This window comes from Comamonas testosteroni ATCC 11996 (genome assembly GCF_000241525.1).
GTDB classification, from domain to species: domain Bacteria; phylum Pseudomonadota; class Gammaproteobacteria; order Burkholderiales; family Burkholderiaceae_C; genus Comamonas; species Comamonas testosteroni.
In genome coordinates this window covers 324,470-343,468 of sequence record NZ_AHIL01000043.1, presented here as the reverse complement: position 1 = coordinate 343,468, position 18,999 = coordinate 324,470, and the positions used below count along the sequence as shown (strand labels likewise).

Sequence of the window (18,999 nt, the reverse complement as noted above, 5' to 3'; positions counted from 1 at the left end):
GTTCAGATCATGAAAATGAAATTGCTTGACTACACCATCATGAGTTTGATGGCAGGTTCGGCGGCAGGACTCTGGGCCGCTGAAATCAACCCCAGGGCGGCCGTGGCCAGCACGGCTCCAGCCTCTGCTCCTGAAACAGAAGCTGCCGGCGTAAATGCAGACTGCGCTGAAGTCCAGAATGTCTCCGGCGGCCAATGTGATGCTGACGGCCATATGCTGTTCCGTCTTCAATCGCAAAGCTACGACCAGCCCGTGACCCTGGGCACCAGCCGTCAGTCCAGTTCGCAAGAGCTGGCTCCTGACCGTCGTGTCTCCCTGGGTCTGAAGACTCCGGGCAGGGCCGATGCGCGTGGGCGCTTCTCCTTCTCGCTGCCCGACGGCGGCGTGATCTGGGCCACCGAAGATCCGACGCTGGGCCAGGCTGAGTTGTCGGCTTCCGGGCCCACTCTGGTGCCGTTCGACATGGGGAGCATCACCAAGAGCGTCAACTTCTACGTGCGCAGCAACTACCCGGCCTTCATTGATCGCATGGAACTGCTGGTCTTCCGCAGCAGCGACACCGACTTCGTCAAGCCCATTGCCACCGTGCCGCTCAAGGTCGGAGCCGTGGTCTCCACCGAGTGGGATGGCCAGTTGTCCAGCGACTACCGCTACCGGGTCGGCGACGAGCTCATCTATATCGTGCGGGCCTATGGCAAGCCCGGTACGGACGGCAAAGCCGTGCAGTTCGACGAAACCTACCCCAGCAAATTCCAACTTGTCACTCCGCAGGATGAACAGCGTGCCAACACGCTGCTGCGTGACAATCTGGAAAAATCCATGAACGGATCGCTGTCGCTGCAGCAAGCACTGCAGCAAAGCCTGATCAACAGCGCTTTTGCGGGCAATGGTCTGCGCCTGCAGAATATTCCGTTCTACGGCTCACGCATTCGCGTGCAGGGCCGCAACATTCCCGAAGGTACGACCCTCAAGATCAATGACCAGAGCTACCCCGTAGATCTGGAGGGCAAGTTCGTTGCTGAATACATGATGCCTGTGGGCCAGCATGAGTTCGACGTGGCCGTGGACGGCCGTGGCGGCAAGGTCGAGCGTAAGCTGGGCGTGGACGTCAGCGGCGAATACTTCTTTGGCGTGGCCCTGGCCGATGTCACCTTGCAGGGCAACCGCATCAGTGGCTCGCACGAAGGTTTCAAGGAAGAGGGCAGAGACAAAGACCTGCTCACCGACGCCCGTCTGGCCTTCTATCTGAAGTCCAAACTGAAGTCCAAATACCTCATTACTGCTCAGGCCGACACCACCGAGCGCCCCATAGGCAGCCTCTTCAACGGCTTTACCGACACCTACGCACGCGATGTCTTCCGCCGTCTCGACCCCGATCAGTACTACCTGACCTACGGTGATGACTCCACCACGACGCGGGACGTCGACACCCAGGGCCGCATGTACCTGCGTGCCGATTGGGACAAAAACCAGGCCCTGTGGGGCAACTACGCCACTGGTCTGACCGGCACCGAGTTTGCGCAATACCAGCGCTCGCTCTACGGCGCAGCGGCCAGCCTGCGCAGCAATGAAACCACCCAGCTGGGTGAGGCCAAATCCCAGCTGCGCGTGTTTGCCTCCGACAGCAACACCGCTCATGGCCACACTGAGCTGCTGGGCACGGGCGGCAGTCTCTACTACTTGCGCCACACCGACATCCTGCCCGGCTCCGACATCGTCATGCTGGAAGTGCGTGACCGGGCCACGGGCCGCACCATCAGCACCCAGCAACTAGTACGGGGCGCGGACTACGAAGTGGACTCCTACCAGGGCCGCATCATCACGCGCAGACCGCTGGCCCAGATCGCCAGCGAAAGCAACAACACTATCACCCGGGATGCGCCGCTGTCTGGCTACGAGCAGCGCCTGCTGGTGGACTACGAATACGCCCCCAGCGATCTGCGCAAGAACATGACCTTGGGTGGCCGTGGCAAGCAATGGATTGGCGAGCATGTGGCCGTGGGCGGCACCTATGTCGATGAGCAGAACGAAGGCGACGACTACAAGCTCAAGAGTGTGGACGTCACCCTGCAGGCCGGCCGTGGCACATACCTCAAGGTCGAGCGCAGCCACAGCGAATCCACCAGTGTGCCCGTCTTTTTCTCGGATAACGGCGGTCTGAGTTTTACCCGCCTGAACCCCGCTGCAGCCCGCAAGGGTGATGCCACCTCGGTCGAAGCCCGCGTCAATCTGCAAGAGCAGGGCATAACCCAAAGCGCCTGGAGCACCGGCGCCTGGTGGCGAAAGGTCGATGCCGGCTTCTCCACCGCCCGCACCGACTACCTGGGCCAGGACGTCACCGAATATGGCGCCGAGCTGCTCGGCGAGCTGCGCCCCGACATGACCCTCTACGCCAAGCACAGTCGTGCCGAGCGAGGTGGCGAGTCGCTCACCCAGAGCCAGGTCACCACCGAATGGCGCATGGACGACAGGCGTGCGCTGACGGCCGAAGTGCGCCGCATCGACGAAGATCGCTACAGCGGTCAGGGCATCGGCACGCTGGCAGCGCTCAAGTACAGCCAGCGCCTGAACCCCTCGCTGGAGCTCTACGGCATTGGTCAGGCCACACTCGACAACGACGGCGGCAAATACCGTAACAACGACGCTGTCACCGCAGGCGCCCGCTACCTGTTCGGCAACCAGTCGTCCGTCAGCGGCGAAGCTACCCATGGCAGCCGGGGCAATGCGTTGACCATGTCGGGCGAATACCGCCTCACGCCCGAGCACAGCTTCTATGGTGCCTACACCGTCTCCACCGACACCACCCAGTACGATAGTCTGTTCAACAACGGCAAGCGCCCCGGCCTGACGCTGGGCCAGCGCTGGCGCCTGAGCCAGCGCACCAATATCTTCAACGAAAGCCAGTACTTGAAGGATCCGCGCAGCGGCTCTGGCCTGGCCCACACTTTTGGCATGGACTTCTACCCCGGCCAGAACTGGCGCCTGGGCTACACCTTGCAGCATGGCGACCTGACGGCCTCCACTGGTAACGTCAGTCGTGACGCCATCAGCCTCTACGGTGGGCGCACCAATGTGCGCACCAACTGGAGTAGCAAGGTCGAATGGCGCCGTGACTCCGGATCGGAGAACCGTACTCAATGGGTACTCACCAACTACCTCACCCACAAGGTGGACAACAGCTGGCGCATCGCCGGCAAGCTCAATTACTCGGAAACCAAGGACAGGAACAACGCCGAAGCCGGCGCCAAGCTGGTCGAAAGCAGTATCGGCTTTGCCTACCGACCCTGGGACAGCTCCCGCTGGGGCCTGTTCGGTCGCTACACCTATCTCTACGACATGAGCTCACTGGGCCAGGTCGGCTGGGACGGCACGGCCAGCACCTCGTCCGCCTACTATGACCAGCAGTCGCATGTGGTCTCGCTCGAAGGCGTGTACCGCTGGACCCAGAAATGGGAGAGCGCCGTCAAATTCGCCCACCGCGAAGGCAAGGCAAGATTCGGGCGTGGCACAGGGCAATGGTTCGACTCCGCCACCACGTTTGCCGCCGTGCAGGCCCGCTACGAGGTGATGAACCAGTGGCATGCCCTGGTCGAATACCGCTGGCTGGGTGTGAAGGACGGTGGCGACAAGAACGGCTGGCTGGTCGGAGTGGACCGGGATTTGACCAAGAATCTGCGCGTGGGCGTGGGCTACAACTTTACGGACTTCAAGGGCGACCTGACCAAGGTGGATGATTACCGGGCCAAGGGCTGGTATATCAACATGGTGGGCTACTACTGATCGAGGAGTGAGCGCTATATAAAAAGCCCCTGCAGCTTGTGTTGCGGGGGCTTTTTATCTGGAAATTGGGGCGCAGCGCATATTTGTAAACGCATGCAGTTATGAATTCAATATCAAAGACTTTCAATGCTGTCGCTGACAAACGTAGCTCCAGTCGTGCCTGGCACCCAGCCCGGATAGGTTTCCATGACTTCGGCAAACAGGGCCGAGTCGATCCAGCGCTGCAGCCAATGCTGCAGATGAGGCCAAGGCTGCTCATTCCACTGCGCTTCGTCGATGCGCGCGTACTGGCGCACAAAGGGGCGTAGTGCCATATCGGCCAGGCTGGGGTTCAGGCCGAACAGATAGCCGGTTTCTTCGAGCTGATCGTTCAGGGCCGACAGCCAGGTCAGCGCATCGGCCTGGGCCTGGTTCACGGTCTCGGCGTCGTGGCGCTCGGGGTATTTGCAGCGGTCAAGAGCCTGTTTGAAGAAGCTGTCATTGCGCTCGATCAGAGCCAGCATGTCCTCCAGGCTGCCGTGCGTGGGTTGCAGCCAGCCGTCGGGGTCGTTGTCGCGCAGCGCATGCAGCATCACCTCTAGGCTTTGGTCAATGACTTTGCCGTCCTGCAGTACCAACACGGGCACCGTGCCCTTGGGCGATGCGTCGAGCAGTGCCTGCGGCTTGTTGCGCAGATTGATTTCACGCAGTTCGCAAGCCAGGCCCGCATGGGCCAGCGCCAGACGGGCGCGAATGGCATAAGGGCAGCGGCGGAAGGAGTACAGGACGGGCAGGGTGGCGGCGGCAGTCAAGGCAGGTGTCTGATGAGATGAATAAAACCAAAGCGCCATGGCGCTTGCTGGGCGTGTACTGTACCTGTTGCTCTGAAGCCATGCAGGCCTGTGCGGCTTAGGTGCGGTGGAGTGCTCACGGATTGATAGCTTGAAACTCTTGACCCGAAAAGGTTTTATCCATCGCAGAGCGCTTGTTTCAGTCAGTTTGCAGCTGGGTCATCAGCCACTGTCTGAAGGTCTGCAGGGCGGAGCTGGCCTGACGCGACTTGAGATAGGTCAGCCAGTAGGCGCCGGTGTCGACCTCATGGGCAAAAGGGCGCACCAGCCGGCCTTGCTGCAGCATGTGCTCGAACATGCGTGCGGGCAGCAAGGCAACGCCTGCGCCTTGAGCGGCGGCCTCGGCCAGCGTCAGCGAAGAGTCGAACATGGCTCCGCGCGCCAGCGGGGCTGCCTGGTCAAGGCCGGCAAACCAGCCTTCCCATTCCTGGGTGCGATAGGAGCGCAGCAGGGTTTGCCGGGCCAGGTCGGCAGGCTCGCGCAGTTGCTGTGCCAGCATGGGGATGCACATGGGAGACAGCGGTGCGCGCAGCAGCATCTGCGCGTGCGTGCCATGCCAGGCACCGTCGCCAAAGCGCACGGCGGCGTCCAGCCCTTCGCCGGCCAGATCCACGCGATTGTTATTGGTCAGCAGCCTGAGGTCTATATAGGGGTGCAACTGCTGGAACTGACTCAGCCTGGGGATCAGCCAGCCGATGGCAAAAGTGCCGACCACGCCCACGGTCAGAATTTCACGTGGTCGTGGCTCTGCCACCTGCTGCAGCGATTGTTCTATGCGCTCGAAGCTCTGCGCTACCACGGGCCACAAAGCCTGGCCTTCGTCGGTCAGGGCCAAGCCACGCGGCAGGCGACGAAACAAAGGTTTGCCCAGGCGTTCTTCGAGATTGCGGATGTGCTGGCTGACGGCGGCCTGTGTCACATGCAGCTCCTGTGCTGCGCGGGTTAGGCTCAGGTGACGGGCTGCTGCATCAAACATGCGCAAGGCGTTCAGTGGAAGCTGCATGGGACGATGGAGGTAAAAGTTTTTCTAATGGATTGCGTCAATTATTACTGCTGGTTCGTAAGAATCTACCGATTTATGCTTCAAACCATGGCAGTTAACCAAAAGAGGATCTTATGCAACGACGCAGCATGCTGACAACAGGACTGGCCTTGGGTCTGGGGGCCTGGGGACTGAGCGGCTGTGCTTTTATCTCCAAGCAGCAAGCCGCAGCAGCGAGAACATTGAGCGACGAGCTGGCGGCGCTGGAAATTCAGTCTCAGGGCCGATTCGGACTGCATGTGCTGGATACCGTCAGCGGTGCCGAGGCAGGCTGGCGTGGCGATGAGCGCTTTCCCATGTGCAGCACCTTCAAGACCTTGCTCGCAGCACGTGTGCTGTATCTGGCGCAAAGAGACGAGATTCGTCTGTGGCGCAAGCTCTATTACTCTCCTTCCGAGGTCGTGGCATGGTCGCCGATATCCGAAAAGCGGGCGGGAGCCAATGGGGGCATGACGGTGCAGGAGCTGTGCGAAGCGATGGTGCTCGTCAGCGACAACACGGCGGCCAATGTGCTGCTGGAGGCCAGCGGCGGGCCGGCGGCGCTGACGCAATGGCTGCGCGAACTGGGTGACGGCACCACCAGGCTGGACCGCAACGAACCTTCGCTGAACACGGCGCTGGCCGGCGATGAGCGCGACACCACGACGCCGCAGGCCATGGTGCAAAGCCTGCAGAAGTTGCTGCTGGGCGATGTGCTGGAGGGCTATGCCCGCGCCCTGTTGCAGCAATGGCTGGTGGACAGCCGTACCGGCGACAAGCGTGTGCGTGCCGGCATGCCCGGCGACTGGAAGGTGGGTGGCAAGACGGGCAGCGGCGAGAGGGGTACGGCCTGCGACACCCTTATCGTCTGGCCTACCGAGCAATCTGCGCCGCTGCTGGTGACGGCCTATCTGACTGGCAGTCAGCTCGATGGTGCGGGTCGGGAGGCCGTGCTGGCCAGGGCTGGCGAAGCGGTCAAACGCTGGTATTACGCGATCTGAAGCACCGTGGCCATTTCGATGGTGGGCAAGGATCTTGCATGCCTGCCGGCCTGGAACAAGCGCTGTTGCAGGGGTCTGGCCGTCCACTCGATTGCCTTCAGCAAGACGCGCTGCGGGCTGGCCTTTCTGGCCTGAGCTGTGCTGCCTGCCCGGGCCGGAACACCGGGCAAGCAGCAGTTGCCACTCCTGAAGGTTTGAGCACCGGAGATGACCCGGGGTGGAGCTCGTCCAGCCGCGCCAGCGATGCAGACGCAAGTTCAAAGCCTGTCGCGACGCCGGCTCTGCATCAATGCGAAGAGGCTTTGAGATTCGCCAATCAATGAGATTGATTCTCATTTTCTGATAGAGTCTGCGCTTTCCCGCTCCGTAGCTGCATGCTTTGCGGCCGATTCCAGAGCCTGGGCGGCATGCCTCGCAAGAGGTCGAGGTGTATCCGTGGTTGCGCACTATTACGCAGAACTCGTCAGTTTCTTTGCTCGCTCGCTCAATAGCCGGGATGCGGCTGCTGATGTGGTGCAGGAAAGCTATGCCCGCGTATTTGCCATGCAGTCGCAAGATCTTGCAATACGGGACTTGCGGGCACTGCTGTTTCGCACCGGCAAGAACATCGTGATCGACGATGCGCGCCGCCGCACTGCCGAAGCCCGCATGCTGCAGACCCTGGCCGTGGTGGCTGCGGACGAAGCTCCCTCGCCCGAGCGTCAGGTGCAAGGGCAGCAGCAGCTGGCCCTGCTGTCTCGCCGTTTGCAGGCCATGCCGCGCAAGCGCCGCGAGGTGTTTGTGCTGGTGCGCATCTATGGCTTCAGCCATGCCGAGGCCGCAGCCCATATGAATATCAGCGAAGCCGCCATTGAAAAGCATGTGGTGCGCGCCGTGTGTGATTGCATGGGGCTGACCTCATGAGTGTCGACGTTTCCTTCGGAATGCCGGACCGCAAGCGGCTGGAGCACGCCTTGTTGCTGATTGCGCGCCAGCATGGCGCAAGCCCTGAAGCGGCGCAGGAAGCGACCGAGGCGCTGGCGCGCTGGCGTGCCAGGGAACCTGCGAACGAACAGGCGGCGCAGGCGGCCATGGCAGGCTGGGCTGCGACACAAGGCAGTGCCTTGCAGGGCGAGATGCCTTTGCCCGCGACTCATTCGGCGCGTGTGCAGCAGACCCGCCGTCGTGCGCTGTCCGTGCTGGGGGTAGCTGGTGTGGCGGGCCTGGCCGGCATGCTTGGCCGCTGGCATTGGCTGCAGCCAACGGAGCAGATGGCGCTGCATACAGGCCATGGCCAGCAACTGAGCCGCCAACTTCCCGACGGCAGCCAGCTTGATCTGGCGCCAAGCACCGACGCATCGGTGCTGCTGTATCGCCAGCGTCGCGAGGTTCATCTCCAACAGGGCGAAATCCGGCTCAACGTAGCCCATGACGCAGAGCGACCCCTCGAGGTGTACACGGCCCTGGGCCGCGTACGTGTGCTGGGCACGGTTTTCTCCGTGGCGCTGCGGCCTGCCGGCCTGCAGGTCAGCGTTGCTCAGGGGCGTGTGGCAGTGTGGAAGCAGGGCGGCATGGCCGATCGGCCCCCCGACGCGCTCCTGACCGCAGGCCAGGGCTTGCGCCTGGGGGCAGACGGCCAGCTTGCCCCTTACTCCCTGAACGCGGCGGATGTGGGCGCCTGGCGTGAAGGCTGGCTGGTGTTTGACCACACACCACTTCCCGAGGTCGTGGCGCGCTGGAATGACTACCTGACCCAGCCGATGGTGCTGGACGATGCAGCTTCTCTGCAAGCCCTGCGATTGACCGGCAGTTTCAAGCTGCGCGAGCCTGCCATCTTCATCGCCAGTCTGCCGCGCTCCCTGCCGGTGCGAGTGCAGTCGCTGCCCGATGGCAGAGTCGCCATCCTCCGGCGCTGACGGCAGGCCTGGCCGGCTGAAAATTTTTGTCCGGTACAAGCCGTTTCATGCGTCTTCACTGTGAAAGCACTTTGACAAGCAATTCACAGGATTCATCTGATGAAAAGAAATCACTCTCATTTTTCTTCTGAACAAGAGGAGGGTACGGCTGCAGGTTCACAGGCTGCGGGTTCACATTGTGGCGGTTTGCGCGCAGTGTCTCTGGCCAGTGCCATGGCCTGTCTGGCATGGTCAGCTCTGGCGGTGTTGCCGACGGCCCATGCCCAGGCCGTCAGCAGCCAGGCGGCCATGTCCACATCGCACAGCCTGAGCTTGCCTGCGCAGCCCTTGGGGCAGGCATTGAATGCACTGGCCCGCACCTGGGGGGTGTCGGTTTCGGTCGACGCAGCCTTGGTGGAAGGCCGCACGGCGCCTGCGCTGCAAGGCGTTCAGACCTTGAACGGGGCGCTGGCCAAGGCGCTGGCGGGGAGTGGGCTGGAGGCTGTCCCTGTCGGGGCGGCCATCACCGTGCGCCGCCACAGCAGCCAGAGCGGCGTTCTAGGCGAAGTGACGGTGACGGCCCAGGCTCAGCGCGAAGCCACGGAGGGCAGCGGCTCGTATGCCGCCTCGCATGTGTCCCTGGGCAAAGGGCAGGACATCCGCGAGACACCGCAGTCGATCTCGGTGGTGACGCGCCAGCGCATTGAAGATCAGGCCATGAGCAATGTGGGGGAAGTGATGCAGCAGACCACCGGCGTGACGGTGGACTATGGCGGTGCGGGAGGGCTCGGCGGTGCGGCCACCAAGTTTCTGTCGCGCGGCTTCGAGATCAGCAATGTGCAGATCGACGGAGCCAGCGTGGACGCTTTCAGTCAGCAGCTGTTCGACCCCAATCTGGCCATGTATGACAGCGTGCAGGTGGTGCGCGGCGCCAACGGTCTGTTCAGCGGCAATGGGGAGCCTGGCGGCGCCATCAATCTGGTGCGCAAGCGTCCCACGGCGCAAAGGCAGATTCTGGGCTCGGTGGGCGTCGGCAGCTGGAGTCGCAAGCAGGCCGAGCTGGATGTCGCGGGTCCATTGAATGAAGCAGGAAGCCTGCGTGGCCGTGCTGTGCTCGCGCATTCGGACAAGGATTTCTTCTATCGCGGAGCAAATTCGCAAAACAGCTTGCTCTACGGCATTTTGGAGGCCGATGTGACAAGCTCCACACGTGTGAGCCTGGGAGCCAGCTACGACAAGCTCAAGGCCACTCCCTGGCGCGAAGGCCTGCCGCGAGCTGCCAATGGCGACGATCTGAAGCTGTCCCGCAAAACCGCGCTGATGGCGGGCTGGAGCCACTACGACAAGAGCGCCAAGGAGGTTTTTGCGCAGCTCGACCAGCAACTGGCGGGGGACTGGAAGCTAAAGGCCCAGCTCAATTATCAGAAGGTGGACAGCGATGCACGGCTGGCCAGCCTCAGCGGAGCCGTTGACCCGGCAACAGGTCTTGGCGCCAACTGGACCGGCTTTTCCAACGACTTTCGTTCGGAGAAAAAGAGCCTGGATGTGCATGCCAGCGGCCCGTTCTCGCTGTTCGGTCGCAAGCACCGCTTGCTGCTCGGCGCGGACTGGAGCAAGGTCCGTGACGATCAGGACACCTATTACTCCGAGATGGATACGCCGCTGTCTCTGACCAATGTCTATGAGTTCGATCCCGGCAGAATACCCCCAGCGGTACGTGAACGTATGACGCGCAGCTATCCCGGCTATGGTGCCACGCAAAAAGGCTTTTATGGTCGTGCCAACCTGAGCCTGACGGATCAGCTCACCGCCATTGTCGGAGGACGATATGCCAGCTACTCCTACGACACGCCATATATCAACTACAACGCCGATGGCAGTGTTCGGGCCAGCGGTCGCGAGTACTACAGCGAAAGCGGCATCTTCACCCCCTATGCGGGCCTGGTATATGACCTGGGCAACCAGTGGACAGCCTATGGCAGCGTGACCGAGATCCACAAGTCGCAGGCCAATATGCTGGCTGGGCCGGCACCGGGGGCTGCGCTGGACCCGATCAAGGGGCGCAGCTTCGAGCTGGGCATGAAGGGGGAGCTCGCCGATGGCAAGCTCAATACTGCGCTGGCCTTGTACCGTATCGAGCGCAAGGGGCAGGCGGTGCGTGATCCGCGTTATCCGGAAACGGATGTGGGGAATCTGGGCCTGAGCTGCTGCTATGTCGCGCAGGGCAAGATCATCAGCCAGGGGCTGGACATGGAAGTGACCGGTCAGCTGGCGCAAGGCTGGCAGTTGTTTGCCGGCTATACCTACAACCACAATCGCAACAAGACCGACCCGTCGCAACTGGTCTATAGCTCCATCACACCCAAGCACCTGTTCAAGCTGTGGAGCACGTATCAGTTGCAGGGGCAGCTCTCGCCATGGACGCTGGGCGGCGGCGTGACGCTGCAAAGCGCCACCTATGTCAGCGGTACGGCCAACAGCTACAACCCGGCATCGGGCCAATACGATGGCAATGCCGTTCCCTTCCGCTTCACTCAGGCCGGCTACGCCGTCTGGGGCGCCAGCGTGCAATACCGTATCAATCGCAACTGGTCGGCTGCACTCAATGTGCACAATCTGTTCGACAAGACTTACTACAAGACGGTTGGAACCTCGGGTAGCGGCAACTGGTATGGCGAGCCGCGCAGCGTGCTGCTGACCTTGCGTGGCGCGTTCTGAGCGGGCTGACATGAGCGGCAAGCCAGCATCTCAGCCCGGACTTCGCCAGACCATGTCATGGCTGCACACCTGGTGCGGCCTGGTGTGCGGCTGGCTGCTCTGCGCCATTTTTCTGACGGGCTCGATCAGTGTGTTCCGTGAGCCCATCACGCGATGGATGCAGGGATTGCCACTGGAGGGAAGCGGCCATCAGCCGCTTTCTCTGGACGAGCGTCTGAAGGCCTTGCGGCTGGCCGAGCGGCACCTGAGCAAGACGGCGCCGGATGCGAGTATCTGGCGCATCGGTCTGCCGCTGCACACAGGCGATGGGGTCAAGGTATTCGCGCGTGCCCAGGACGGCGATCTGCAGGCCAGCCTGAATGCACAGACGGGCGAAGCCTTGCCCGAACCCGCCACGCGTGAGACCGAAGGCGGCCGGCATTTCATGTCCTTTCACTATTCCTTGCAGGGAGGTATCGCTGGCTTCTGGGTGGTGGGACTGGTCTCGATGTGCATGATGGTGGCGCTGGTCTCCGGCGTGATCGTGCACCGGCGCATTTTTCAGGACTTCTTTACCTTCCGGCCCGGTAAGGGCCAGCGCTCCTGGCTGGATGCACACAATGCATCGGCCGTGCTCACGCTGCCGTTTCTGTTCATGATCGTCTACACGGGACTCGCGCATTTCTACACCAGCTATATGCCTTGGCCGCTGCAATCGCTGTATGGGCAGGACCATTCGGCCTACAGCCGCTACGAGTCCGAGCTGAAGGCCAGGCCCGAGGTGAAAGCGGCTTCAGATGCGCCTGCCGTTACCGTTGCCGGTGCGGATCTTGTCAGCCTTGCACAGCATGCCCAGTTCTTGCTGGCGCAGCCTGTGGTGGAGGTGTCGATGCAGCGACCCGAACACGGTCGGGCCACGGTGCGTTTCATGGAAGGCAAGCCCGATACGGCGGCGACGCGCCAAATGGTCAATGTCGCCAATTCGGCGACCTTCGATGCCGTCGACGGCCAGCTGCTGCAGCCGCCCGCCAATCGGCCGTCCAGTAGTTTCGCAAGCGACACCTATCCCGTCATCAGCGCGCTGCATCTGGTCACCTTTGGTGGCTGGACGATGAAGTGGCTGTACTTTGTCCTGGGTCTGATCGGCACCGCGATGATTGCCTCCGGATCGATACTGTTTGCAGTCAAGCGTCGAGCAAAAAGCGGTAACGAATGGGGCGTGGCAACGCATTCCATGTACCGCTGCATCGATGCGCTCAATGTGGCAGCGCTGGCAGGCTCGGCGCTGGCGTCCATTGCCTATCTGTATGGCAATCGTCTGCTGCCCCTGGTGCTGGAGGCGCGTTCCAACTGGGAAATTCGCGTGTTCTTTGCGGTCTGGGCTCTGAGCCTGCTGCATGCGCTGCTGCGCACGGCGCGCCAGGCCTGGCGCGAACAGCTATGGATTGTGGCCTTGCTGTGCCTGGGCCTGCCGCTGCTCAATGCCATGACTACAGGCCAGCACGTGGGCATGTATCTGGCGCAGGGCGATGGTCAGAGGGGCGGACTGGAGCTGACATGCATGGTGTTGGGCCTGCTGGTGGCCTGGGGCGCATGGCGGCATGACAAGTCGCAGCATAGCAAGAACATGGCGCAGCCGCGTGCGGGCCGTGGCGCGATCTCAGGAAGTCTCGCATGAAAGCGGCGGCAATGACCAGGGCACAGACCAGGCGCCATCGCTGGGCGGTGCTGCTGCGCGTGTTGATGGCCGCGCTGGGCGGCTATGCGCTCACGGCGCTGGCCTGCGCCGTGATGGCCCATGTGCTTGTGGCCGTGGGTGCCATGCAGCGTGGACCTGCCGTGCTGTTGTCTACCTTGCTCAGCTTTTTGCTCTACACGGCAGTGGCGCTCTGGGTCTTTCATGTGCGCAGCCTGCTGAAAGTGGCGGCATGGATGGCAGGCTCGGCTGCCGTGATGGCGGTCGCGCTGCAGGCGCTGAAAGGTGTGGCATGAGTCTGTGGCAAGTGATGGTCTGTGCCTTGGCGCTGTGTCTGGCAGGCATGCTGGTGCTGAGCCAGGCCATGGACAGGCATTGCGATCAGCTTGTATCGCGCGGCGAGCCCGGGCCCGCGCTGCGGGTCGTGTTGCGCCTGGTGGGGGTGGCGCTGATGCTGCTCGCACTGTGGCTGTGCACGGGCTTGTGGGGTGCTGCGGTGGGAGTCATCGTCTGGCTGGGCGACCTGTGTGTGGCCGCGCTGGCCCTCGCATGGCTGCTCGCCTACATGCCAAGGTCCGGTGCGGTGCTGGTGGCCATGGGAGGTCTGGCTGCCTTGGCCGTGACGCTTTTGGCCGCATGCAAGGAATGACCGATACGGCATGAGGGCTACCGGATTGGAGCCAGCAGGCCTGGATGCAGAGGCCTGTCACCGCCATGGCGGAGATGAGCCTGCGCGGCATGACCGCATGTGCATTCCCTCGGGCCTTAGCCCGGTGATTCGAAATATATGTGCCGCTCGGTTGGCTATTGTAAAAAACCTGTGTGGGCAATCGTTGTGGCTATTGCCGATTTAGCAAGCCCTTGGGCGGGCGCAGAATGTGGGTATTCGTCCATTTTTCCAGCCGCCCCGAAACGATTGCCCGCCCATGCAGCAAGAGCCAGATTTCTTTCACAACCTCAATGAGGAGATGCGCGACGGAAAGCGCTGGCTGGAGCGGACGGTGGTGCTGGCCTATGCCGCAGCAGCGGGCCTGAGCGTGGTGGCTTTCACGCTGCTGGCAGAGGCAGCGTTCGGATTTTTCGAGAGCATCTACCACGGTGTCAATGGCTGGCTGGTGCTGATCTGGATGCCGGCCATCACGGCGGCAGCGGTCTGGGCCACGCGCAAATGGGCTCCCGGTGCCAGCGGCTCGGGCATCCCGCAGGTGATTGCCACGCTGGAGCCATCGGTCGATGCCAGTCTGCGCAAGCGCTTTGTGTCGCTGTGGCTGTCGTTTGCAAAGATCGTGCTGTCCAGCGCAGGCTTTCTTGCGGGGCTGTCGATAGGACGGGAAGGACCGTCTGTGCAGGTGGCTGCCGGCGTCATGCATTCGGCGCGACGCTGGCTGGGGCCCAAGTCCGTCATCAATACCCATGCCTTGCTGGTGGCCGGTGGAGCGGCGGGCATTGCCGCAGCCTTCAACGCTCCGCTGGCGGGCGTGGTGTTTGCAATCGAGGAACTCTCGCGCAAGCTGGAGTCGCGCTCCAGCGGGCTCATCATCGCGGCCATTGTTCTGGCCGGTCTGATGGGGGTCTCGGTCTTCGGCAACCTGAGCTATTTTGGCCGCATTCGTGTGGCAGAGCTCGGCTGGCGTGACCTGCTGCCTTGTCTTGCCGTGGCGCTGACCTGCGGCGTGCTGGGCGGCTTGTTCGCCAAGCTCATGACCCACTCGCTGACTTCGTCCTCCGAGCGTCTCAACAAACTCAGGTCACGCTTTCCCATCCGCTTTGCGGCAGTGCTGGCCCTGCTGATTGCCGTCATCGGCGTGGTCACCGGCGGCGCCACCTTTGGTGCGGGCTCCGAAGCCGTCAAGCATATGCTGCAGGGCGAGGCCGATGTGCCCGAGTTCTATGTCACGCTCAAATTCATCGCTACCTGGCTATCGGCCTGGGTGGGCGTACCCGGCGGTATCTTTGCGCCCTCGCTGTCGATTGGTGCAGGCGTGGGCAATAACGTTGCATCGATTGTTGGAACCACGGATATAGCGCCTGCATTGATAGCGATGGGCATGGCGGCCTTTCTGGCGGCGGTCACCCAGGCGCCGCTGACGGCCTTCATCATCGTGATGGAGATGGTGGACGGCCACTCACTGGTGCTGAGCCTCATGGCATCGGCCATGATCGCCAGCATGATCTCGCGCATGATTGCACGGCCGCTGTATGAATCGCTGGCCTTGCACATGCTCCAGGTGGCAAGGGCCTCTTTGCCCAAGGAGCCGGAGCCTGAAGCCGCTGCGGCTCCAGCGGAGTCCACACAGCCTGTGGCGCGGGACGAGTCTTCCGAGCCTGATGCACTGCAAAAGTCGCGTCAAGGCTAGGCTGTCGGTTGAATCCATCAGCAGCGTCTACGCGGAATTGAACTAGCTTGGGCCAACGGTGCTTATGCTCGGGTGAAATCAGTAGTTCAGGTGATTCTGGACGCGAGGCGCAGTCGGTGAGTCAGGCCTACAGGCATGTGATATCCAATGAGCGAGAAGTGGGGCGACCTCGCCATTGGTGAGGTATGTGACGTCTACGACTGAGGCCACTTGCAGCACCGATCTGGCCTATCGTTCCAGCCGGTCATCTTTTTCGACTTCCGAAGCCAAGCGTTAAGCAAGCGTCCTGGATACGACTGCCGCTGGCCATCGCGGTTGGCCCTTGACCGACACAAGCGTCAGGCCAATGGGCTTGGGCAGTCCGGACTGCCAGGAGTACGCCAGCTGTATCAAGTGCGACCCAATTTGCAGGCGTTACGCTTGTTTGCGCACAATCACATGCATGGCCCGCTCGCCCTGTCTCACCTCGGCGATCTCATAGCCCAGAGCACGCATGTCCAAGCCTTGCCAGAGGTTTTCACCGGAGCCCATCAACAGAGGACGTACAGCGAGGTGAATCTCATCGACCAGCCGCGCCTGCAGGAACTGTCGCACGGTATCTACGCCGCCGCCAATGCGAATATCGCGATCACCTGCGGCTGCCTTGGCTTGTGCCAGCGCCGATGCAATGCCATCCGTGACGAAGTGAAAATCAGTGCCGCCCTGCATGTGCAGTGTGGGCCGCGCGTGGTGAGTCAGGACAAATGCGGGCACGTGATAAGGCGGCTCATCGCCCCACCAGCCCTTCCAGCTTTCGTCAGGCCAATGGCCGCGTATCGGGCCGAACATATTGCGCCCAAGGATCCACGCACCGATGTTCTCGAAGGAGCGCTCGGCCATCTGATTGTCGACACCTGTTTCGCCGATCTGAGACCCCCCATGCATACGCTGAAAGACTTGGGTGGGGAAGAACCACTCAAGGATCTCAGGCCCACCGACGCCGAGCGGGTTCTGCAGATCCTGGTTGGGGCCGGCGGAGTAACCGTCCAGCGAGATGCCGAAGCAGAGGACTTTGACTTTCATGACGGAACACCTTTCAGATGAGCGAGCGATGATCGAAGGCCTCGATATCAACGTCTGTACTTAGCGTTTCCACATGCCTCGGCAACCCGTCGCATTGTTGAGCGCAGCGTGTTGGGGTCGAAGCCAGGTCGGACCGCTGCTTCGGGTATCCGCCTGAATCTGAATGGATGCTGCTGCGGACTCAGTCATCCAATTCGCTGCTCAGCTTGATCGCGACTGAAACTACCCATCTTCAACCGCATGACCCCACAAAGCCGCAGGCGGTGCAGAACTGACAGCCATCCTTTCTGATCATGGCGTGTGCTCCGCAGTCGGGACACTTTTGGCCGCTGACGGAGACACTGCTCTCGGGCGGAGATGTCGGCGTGGCGGCCGTGCTGGGCGCCGGCTGGGGCAGGCCGCGGTTGGCGATGATGCTTTGAATCGCATAGGCCAGCAGCGCCACTTCGCTGTCGTGCCAGAGCGGGATGCGACTGCCATCGTCACGCGTCCTGCTGCCGTAGCGCACCGGGCCGCGATCCCAGGCCACCTTGCGCAGATCAGCCAGGGCCTTGTCGAGAAAACCGCCACGCGCGGCCAGACTCAGGCTGCGCATGGTGGCCGTGATCCATTGCTGGCTCTCGCCAGTCTGGCCCACGGGCATGAAGAACTCGATGGGACGCTCCACACCGTCGACAACCATGAAGCTGACGACCAGATAGAGACGCCGTATGCCGTCATGCGTGAAATATTCGATCTTGTCCACCACGGCATTGAGCGGACCCTCGGGGCGGCGCTCGATCACGGCCGTCAGGCCGCCGGCGCCTGAGGAATTGATAGCGGTCTGTGCTGTATCGGTAAGCGCTTGAGAGGGGTTAGGTGCTGAATCTGTGGAGAGAACCGCACCCAGTGTGTCGTTGGGGCGGTAGGTGGCACAGCCTTTGAGACCAACCTCCCAGCACTCCATATAGAGGTGCTTGAAGTCCTCGAACGGATAGTTGGCCGGGATGTTGACGGTCTTGGAAATCGAGGTGTCGATAAAGGGCTGTACGCAGCGCATCATGGCCACATGCTCGCTGGCGCTCAGTTCCAGCGCACTGACAAAGCACTCGGGCAGCGAGGCCTCGTCACCGTGCAAGGCCTTGTAGAGTCGGTAGGCGTGATCCTGCACGGTGTAGAACTGCTCGCCGCCGTCGGCCGTGCGTTTTTTGCGCGTATAGGTCCAGGAAAAGGCGGGCTCGATGCCGTTGGACGCATTGTCAGCAAAGGCCAGCGACACGGTGCCTGTGGGAGCGATGGACAGCAGATGGCTGTTGCGAAGGCCATATTTTTTAATGGCGGCGCGCAGCTCCTTGGGCAGGCGTTTGGCAAAACCGCTTTTCAGATACTGCTTGGCGTTGAACAGCGGGAAGGCGCCTTTTTCCTGTGCCAGCTCCACTGATGCGGCATAAGCCGCATCGCGCATGGCGCGGGCTATGGATTCGGCCTGCTGCAGGCCTTCATCGCTGGCGTAACGCAGGCCCAGCAGAATCAACGCGTCACCCAGTCCTGTGAAGCCCACGCCGATGCGGCGCTTTTGCTGCGCTTCTCGCTGCTGCTCGGGCAGGGGCCAGACGGTGGCGTCCAGCACATTGTCCAGCATGCGCACCTGAACCGTGACGGCGGCGCGAAAGGCCTCCATGTCGAAGAAAGCCTGGGGTGTGAAGGGTTCGCGCACAAATCGAGTGAGTATGACGGGGCCCAGATCGCAGCAGCCATAGGGCGGCAGGGGTTGCTCGCCACAGGGATTGGTGGCTGCGATCTGCTCGGCATACCAGAGGTTGTTGTCGGCATTGATATTGTCGAGAAACAGGATGCCGGGCTCGGCGAAGTCATAGGCCGAGCGCATGATGGCATCCCACAGCGTGCGCGCAGGCTGGCTGCGATAGACCCAGAGACCATCGTCGCGGCGATGGGCGCCGGCCTGGATCTGTGCCTCGCTGGGGCTGGCGACATGCACCAGCTCCCATTCGGCATCGTCCCTGACCGCCTGCATGAAGGCGCTGCTCACGCCCACGGAGACATTGAAATTGTTCCAGCGGCCTTTTTGTCGCTTGGCGGTGATGAACTCCAGCACATCGGGGTGGTCAATGCGCAGCACACCCATCTGGGCTCCTCGGCGCGCACCGGCCGATTCCACCGTGGTGCAGGATGCATCGAAGACATCGATGAAGGAGCAGGGGCCCGATGCAAAGGAGTTGGTGCCACGCACCAGCGCACCGCGCGGTCGCAGATTGGAGAAGTCATAACCCACGCCGCCACCGCGGCGCATGGTCTCGGCCGCCTGAGAAAGCGCTGTGTAGATGCCGGGGTTGCCCTGGCTGTCGAAACCATTGGTGGCGTCGGCCACGGGCTGCACAAAGCAGTTGATCAATGTGGCCTTGGTGTCCAGCCCCGCAGCTGCCATGATGCGGCCAGCACCGATGGCACCGCGCTGCAGATTGGCCAGGAATTGCTGCTCCCAATGCGTCTGAAGTTCAGGCTTTTCAACTGCTGCCAGGGCTCGTGCCACGCGGGCAAACAGGTCTTGCTCGGATTGCTCGCCGTCAGCCAGATATTTTTCGGCCAGTACATCCTGGCTGATGGCCTGAGGAGGGAGTGTGTTCATGGCATGCCTCATGCAAATCGGATGTCGACTTTGTAGCGCAGACTGCTTGGTAGTG

At 62.0% G+C, this 18,999-nt stretch carries 13 protein-coding genes; 9 read left to right on the top strand and 4 right to left on the bottom strand.

Going from position 1 to position 18,999, the window contains the following annotated elements; translation table 11 throughout:
- Window positions 1–9: 9 nt before the first annotated feature.
- The gene (locus CTATCC11996_RS19965) at window positions 10–3,780 is read left to right on the top strand and encodes an outer membrane protein (RefSeq protein WP_138983870.1); all 3,771 of its coding nucleotides are present in this window, start codon (window positions 10–12) and stop codon (window positions 3,778–3,780) included.
- Window positions 3,781–3,893: 113 nt separating this feature from the next.
- Here CTATCC11996_RS19965 and CTATCC11996_RS19960 read toward each other — a convergent pair whose 3' ends face one another.
- Both CTATCC11996_RS19960 and CTATCC11996_RS19955 read right to left on the bottom strand, forming a co-directional pair.
- Window positions 3,894–4,610 carry a glutathione S-transferase gene (locus CTATCC11996_RS19960; protein WP_042437849.1) on the bottom strand — a complete coding sequence of 239 codons (717 nt, stop codon included), beginning with the start codon at window positions 4,608–4,610 and terminating at the stop codon, window positions 3,894–3,896.
- A 139-nt stretch (window positions 4,611–4,749) separates the two neighbouring features.
- Window positions 4,750–5,613 (bottom strand): LysR family transcriptional regulator, encoded by an 864-nt coding sequence (locus CTATCC11996_RS19955; RefSeq protein WP_003079673.1) that lies wholly within the window; start codon window positions 5,611–5,613, stop codon window positions 4,750–4,752.
- 113 nt (window positions 5,614–5,726) lie between these two features.
- Between CTATCC11996_RS19955 and bla the strand changes: the two genes are divergently transcribed.
- The 8 genes from bla (at window position 5,727) to CTATCC11996_RS19915 (ending at window position 15,256) form a co-directional block, all read left to right on the top strand.
- Window positions 5,727–6,632 carry a class A beta-lactamase gene (bla, locus tag CTATCC11996_RS19950; protein WP_003079671.1) on the top strand — a complete coding sequence of 302 codons (906 nt, stop codon included), beginning with the start codon at window positions 5,727–5,729 and terminating at the stop codon, window positions 6,630–6,632.
- Between the two features lie 435 nt (window positions 6,633–7,067).
- Window positions 7,068–7,535, top strand: coding sequence for a sigma-70 family RNA polymerase sigma factor (locus CTATCC11996_RS19945; protein ID WP_003079666.1), 468 nt, complete (start codon window positions 7,068–7,070; stop codon window positions 7,533–7,535).
- Window positions 7,532–8,527: a FecR family protein gene (locus CTATCC11996_RS19940; RefSeq protein WP_034349704.1), complete on the top strand. Its 996-nt coding sequence runs from the start codon at window positions 7,532–7,534 to the stop codon at window positions 8,525–8,527. Before CTATCC11996_RS19945 ends, CTATCC11996_RS19940 begins: the two co-directional genes overlap by 4 nt.
- Before the next feature lie 99 nt (window positions 8,528–8,626).
- Window positions 8,627–11,224 (top strand): TonB-dependent siderophore receptor, encoded by a 2,598-nt coding sequence (locus tag CTATCC11996_RS19935; protein WP_236597845.1) that lies wholly within the window; start codon window positions 8,627–8,629, stop codon window positions 11,222–11,224.
- A gap of 10 nt (window positions 11,225–11,234) precedes the next feature.
- Window positions 11,235–12,881: a PepSY-associated TM helix domain-containing protein gene (locus CTATCC11996_RS19930; RefSeq protein ID WP_003079659.1), complete on the top strand. Its 1,647-nt coding sequence runs from the start codon at window positions 11,235–11,237 to the stop codon at window positions 12,879–12,881.
- The gene (locus CTATCC11996_RS19925) at window positions 12,878–13,195 is read left to right on the top strand and encodes a hypothetical protein (protein ID WP_003079658.1); all 318 of its coding nucleotides are present in this window, start codon (window positions 12,878–12,880) and stop codon (window positions 13,193–13,195) included. The genes CTATCC11996_RS19930 and CTATCC11996_RS19925 overlap by 4 nt, the downstream gene beginning before the upstream one ends.
- Window positions 13,192–13,548, top strand: a complete 357-nt coding sequence (locus CTATCC11996_RS19920) for a DUF3325 domain-containing protein (protein WP_003079656.1) — start codon at window positions 13,192–13,194, stop codon at window positions 13,546–13,548. Before CTATCC11996_RS19925 ends, CTATCC11996_RS19920 begins: the two co-directional genes overlap by 4 nt.
- A 277-nt stretch (window positions 13,549–13,825) precedes the next feature.
- Entirely contained in the window at window positions 13,826–15,256 is a 1,431-nt protein-coding gene (locus CTATCC11996_RS19915; protein ID WP_003079653.1) for a chloride channel protein, read from the top strand.
- Window positions 15,257–15,670: 414 nt separating this feature from the next.
- On the opposite strand, the gene CTATCC11996_RS19910 is transcribed toward CTATCC11996_RS19915, so the two are convergent.
- Both CTATCC11996_RS19910 and CTATCC11996_RS19905 read right to left on the bottom strand, forming a co-directional pair.
- Complete coding sequence (locus tag CTATCC11996_RS19910) at window positions 15,671–16,318, bottom strand: dihydrofolate reductase family protein (RefSeq protein ID WP_003079650.1); 648 nt, start codon at window positions 16,316–16,318, stop codon at window positions 15,671–15,673.
- A 232-nt stretch (window positions 16,319–16,550) separates the two neighbouring features.
- Window positions 16,551–18,944 carry an adenosylcobalamin-dependent ribonucleoside-diphosphate reductase gene (locus tag CTATCC11996_RS19905; RefSeq protein WP_003079648.1) on the bottom strand — a complete coding sequence of 798 codons (2,394 nt, stop codon included), beginning with the start codon at window positions 18,942–18,944 and terminating at the stop codon, window positions 16,551–16,553.
- Window positions 18,945–18,999: the final 55 nt, after the last annotated feature.

What these genes read in the sequence shown, in the direction of transcription:
- bla (WP_003079671.1), top strand. Translation starts at nt 5,727, where the DNA reads ATGCAACGACGCAGCATGCTGACAACAGGACTGGCCTTGGGTCTGGGG.
- CTATCC11996_RS19915 (WP_003079653.1), top strand. Translation starts at nt 13,826, where the DNA reads ATGCAGCAAGAGCCAGATTTCTTTCACAACCTCAATGAGGAGATGCGC.
- CTATCC11996_RS19925 (WP_003079658.1), top strand. Translation starts at nt 12,878, where the DNA reads ATGAAAGCGGCGGCAATGACCAGGGCACAGACCAGGCGCCATCGCTGG.
- CTATCC11996_RS19920 (WP_003079656.1), top strand. Translation starts at nt 13,192, where the DNA reads ATGAGTCTGTGGCAAGTGATGGTCTGTGCCTTGGCGCTGTGTCTGGCA.
- CTATCC11996_RS19930 (WP_003079659.1), top strand. Translation starts at nt 11,235, where the DNA reads ATGAGCGGCAAGCCAGCATCTCAGCCCGGACTTCGCCAGACCATGTCA.
- CTATCC11996_RS19905 (WP_003079648.1), bottom strand. Translation starts at nt 18,944, where the DNA reads ATGAACACACTCCCTCCTCAGGCCATCAGCCAGGATGTACTGGCCGAA.
- CTATCC11996_RS19910 (WP_003079650.1), bottom strand. Translation starts at nt 16,318, where the DNA reads ATGAAAGTCAAAGTCCTCTGCTTCGGCATCTCGCTGGACGGTTACTCC.
- CTATCC11996_RS19960 (WP_042437849.1), bottom strand. Translation starts at nt 4,610, where the DNA reads ATGGCGCTTTGGTTTTATTCATCTCATCAGACACCTGCCTTGACTGCC.
- CTATCC11996_RS19935 (WP_236597845.1), top strand. Translation starts at nt 8,627, where the DNA reads ATGAAAAGAAATCACTCTCATTTTTCTTCTGAACAAGAGGAGGGTACG.
- CTATCC11996_RS19955 (WP_003079673.1), bottom strand. Translation starts at nt 5,613, where the DNA reads ATGCAGCTTCCACTGAACGCCTTGCGCATGTTTGATGCAGCAGCCCGT.
- CTATCC11996_RS19965 (WP_138983870.1), top strand. Translation starts at nt 10, where the DNA reads ATGAAAATGAAATTGCTTGACTACACCATCATGAGTTTGATGGCAGGT.
- CTATCC11996_RS19940 (WP_034349704.1), top strand. Translation starts at nt 7,532, where the DNA reads ATGAGTGTCGACGTTTCCTTCGGAATGCCGGACCGCAAGCGGCTGGAG.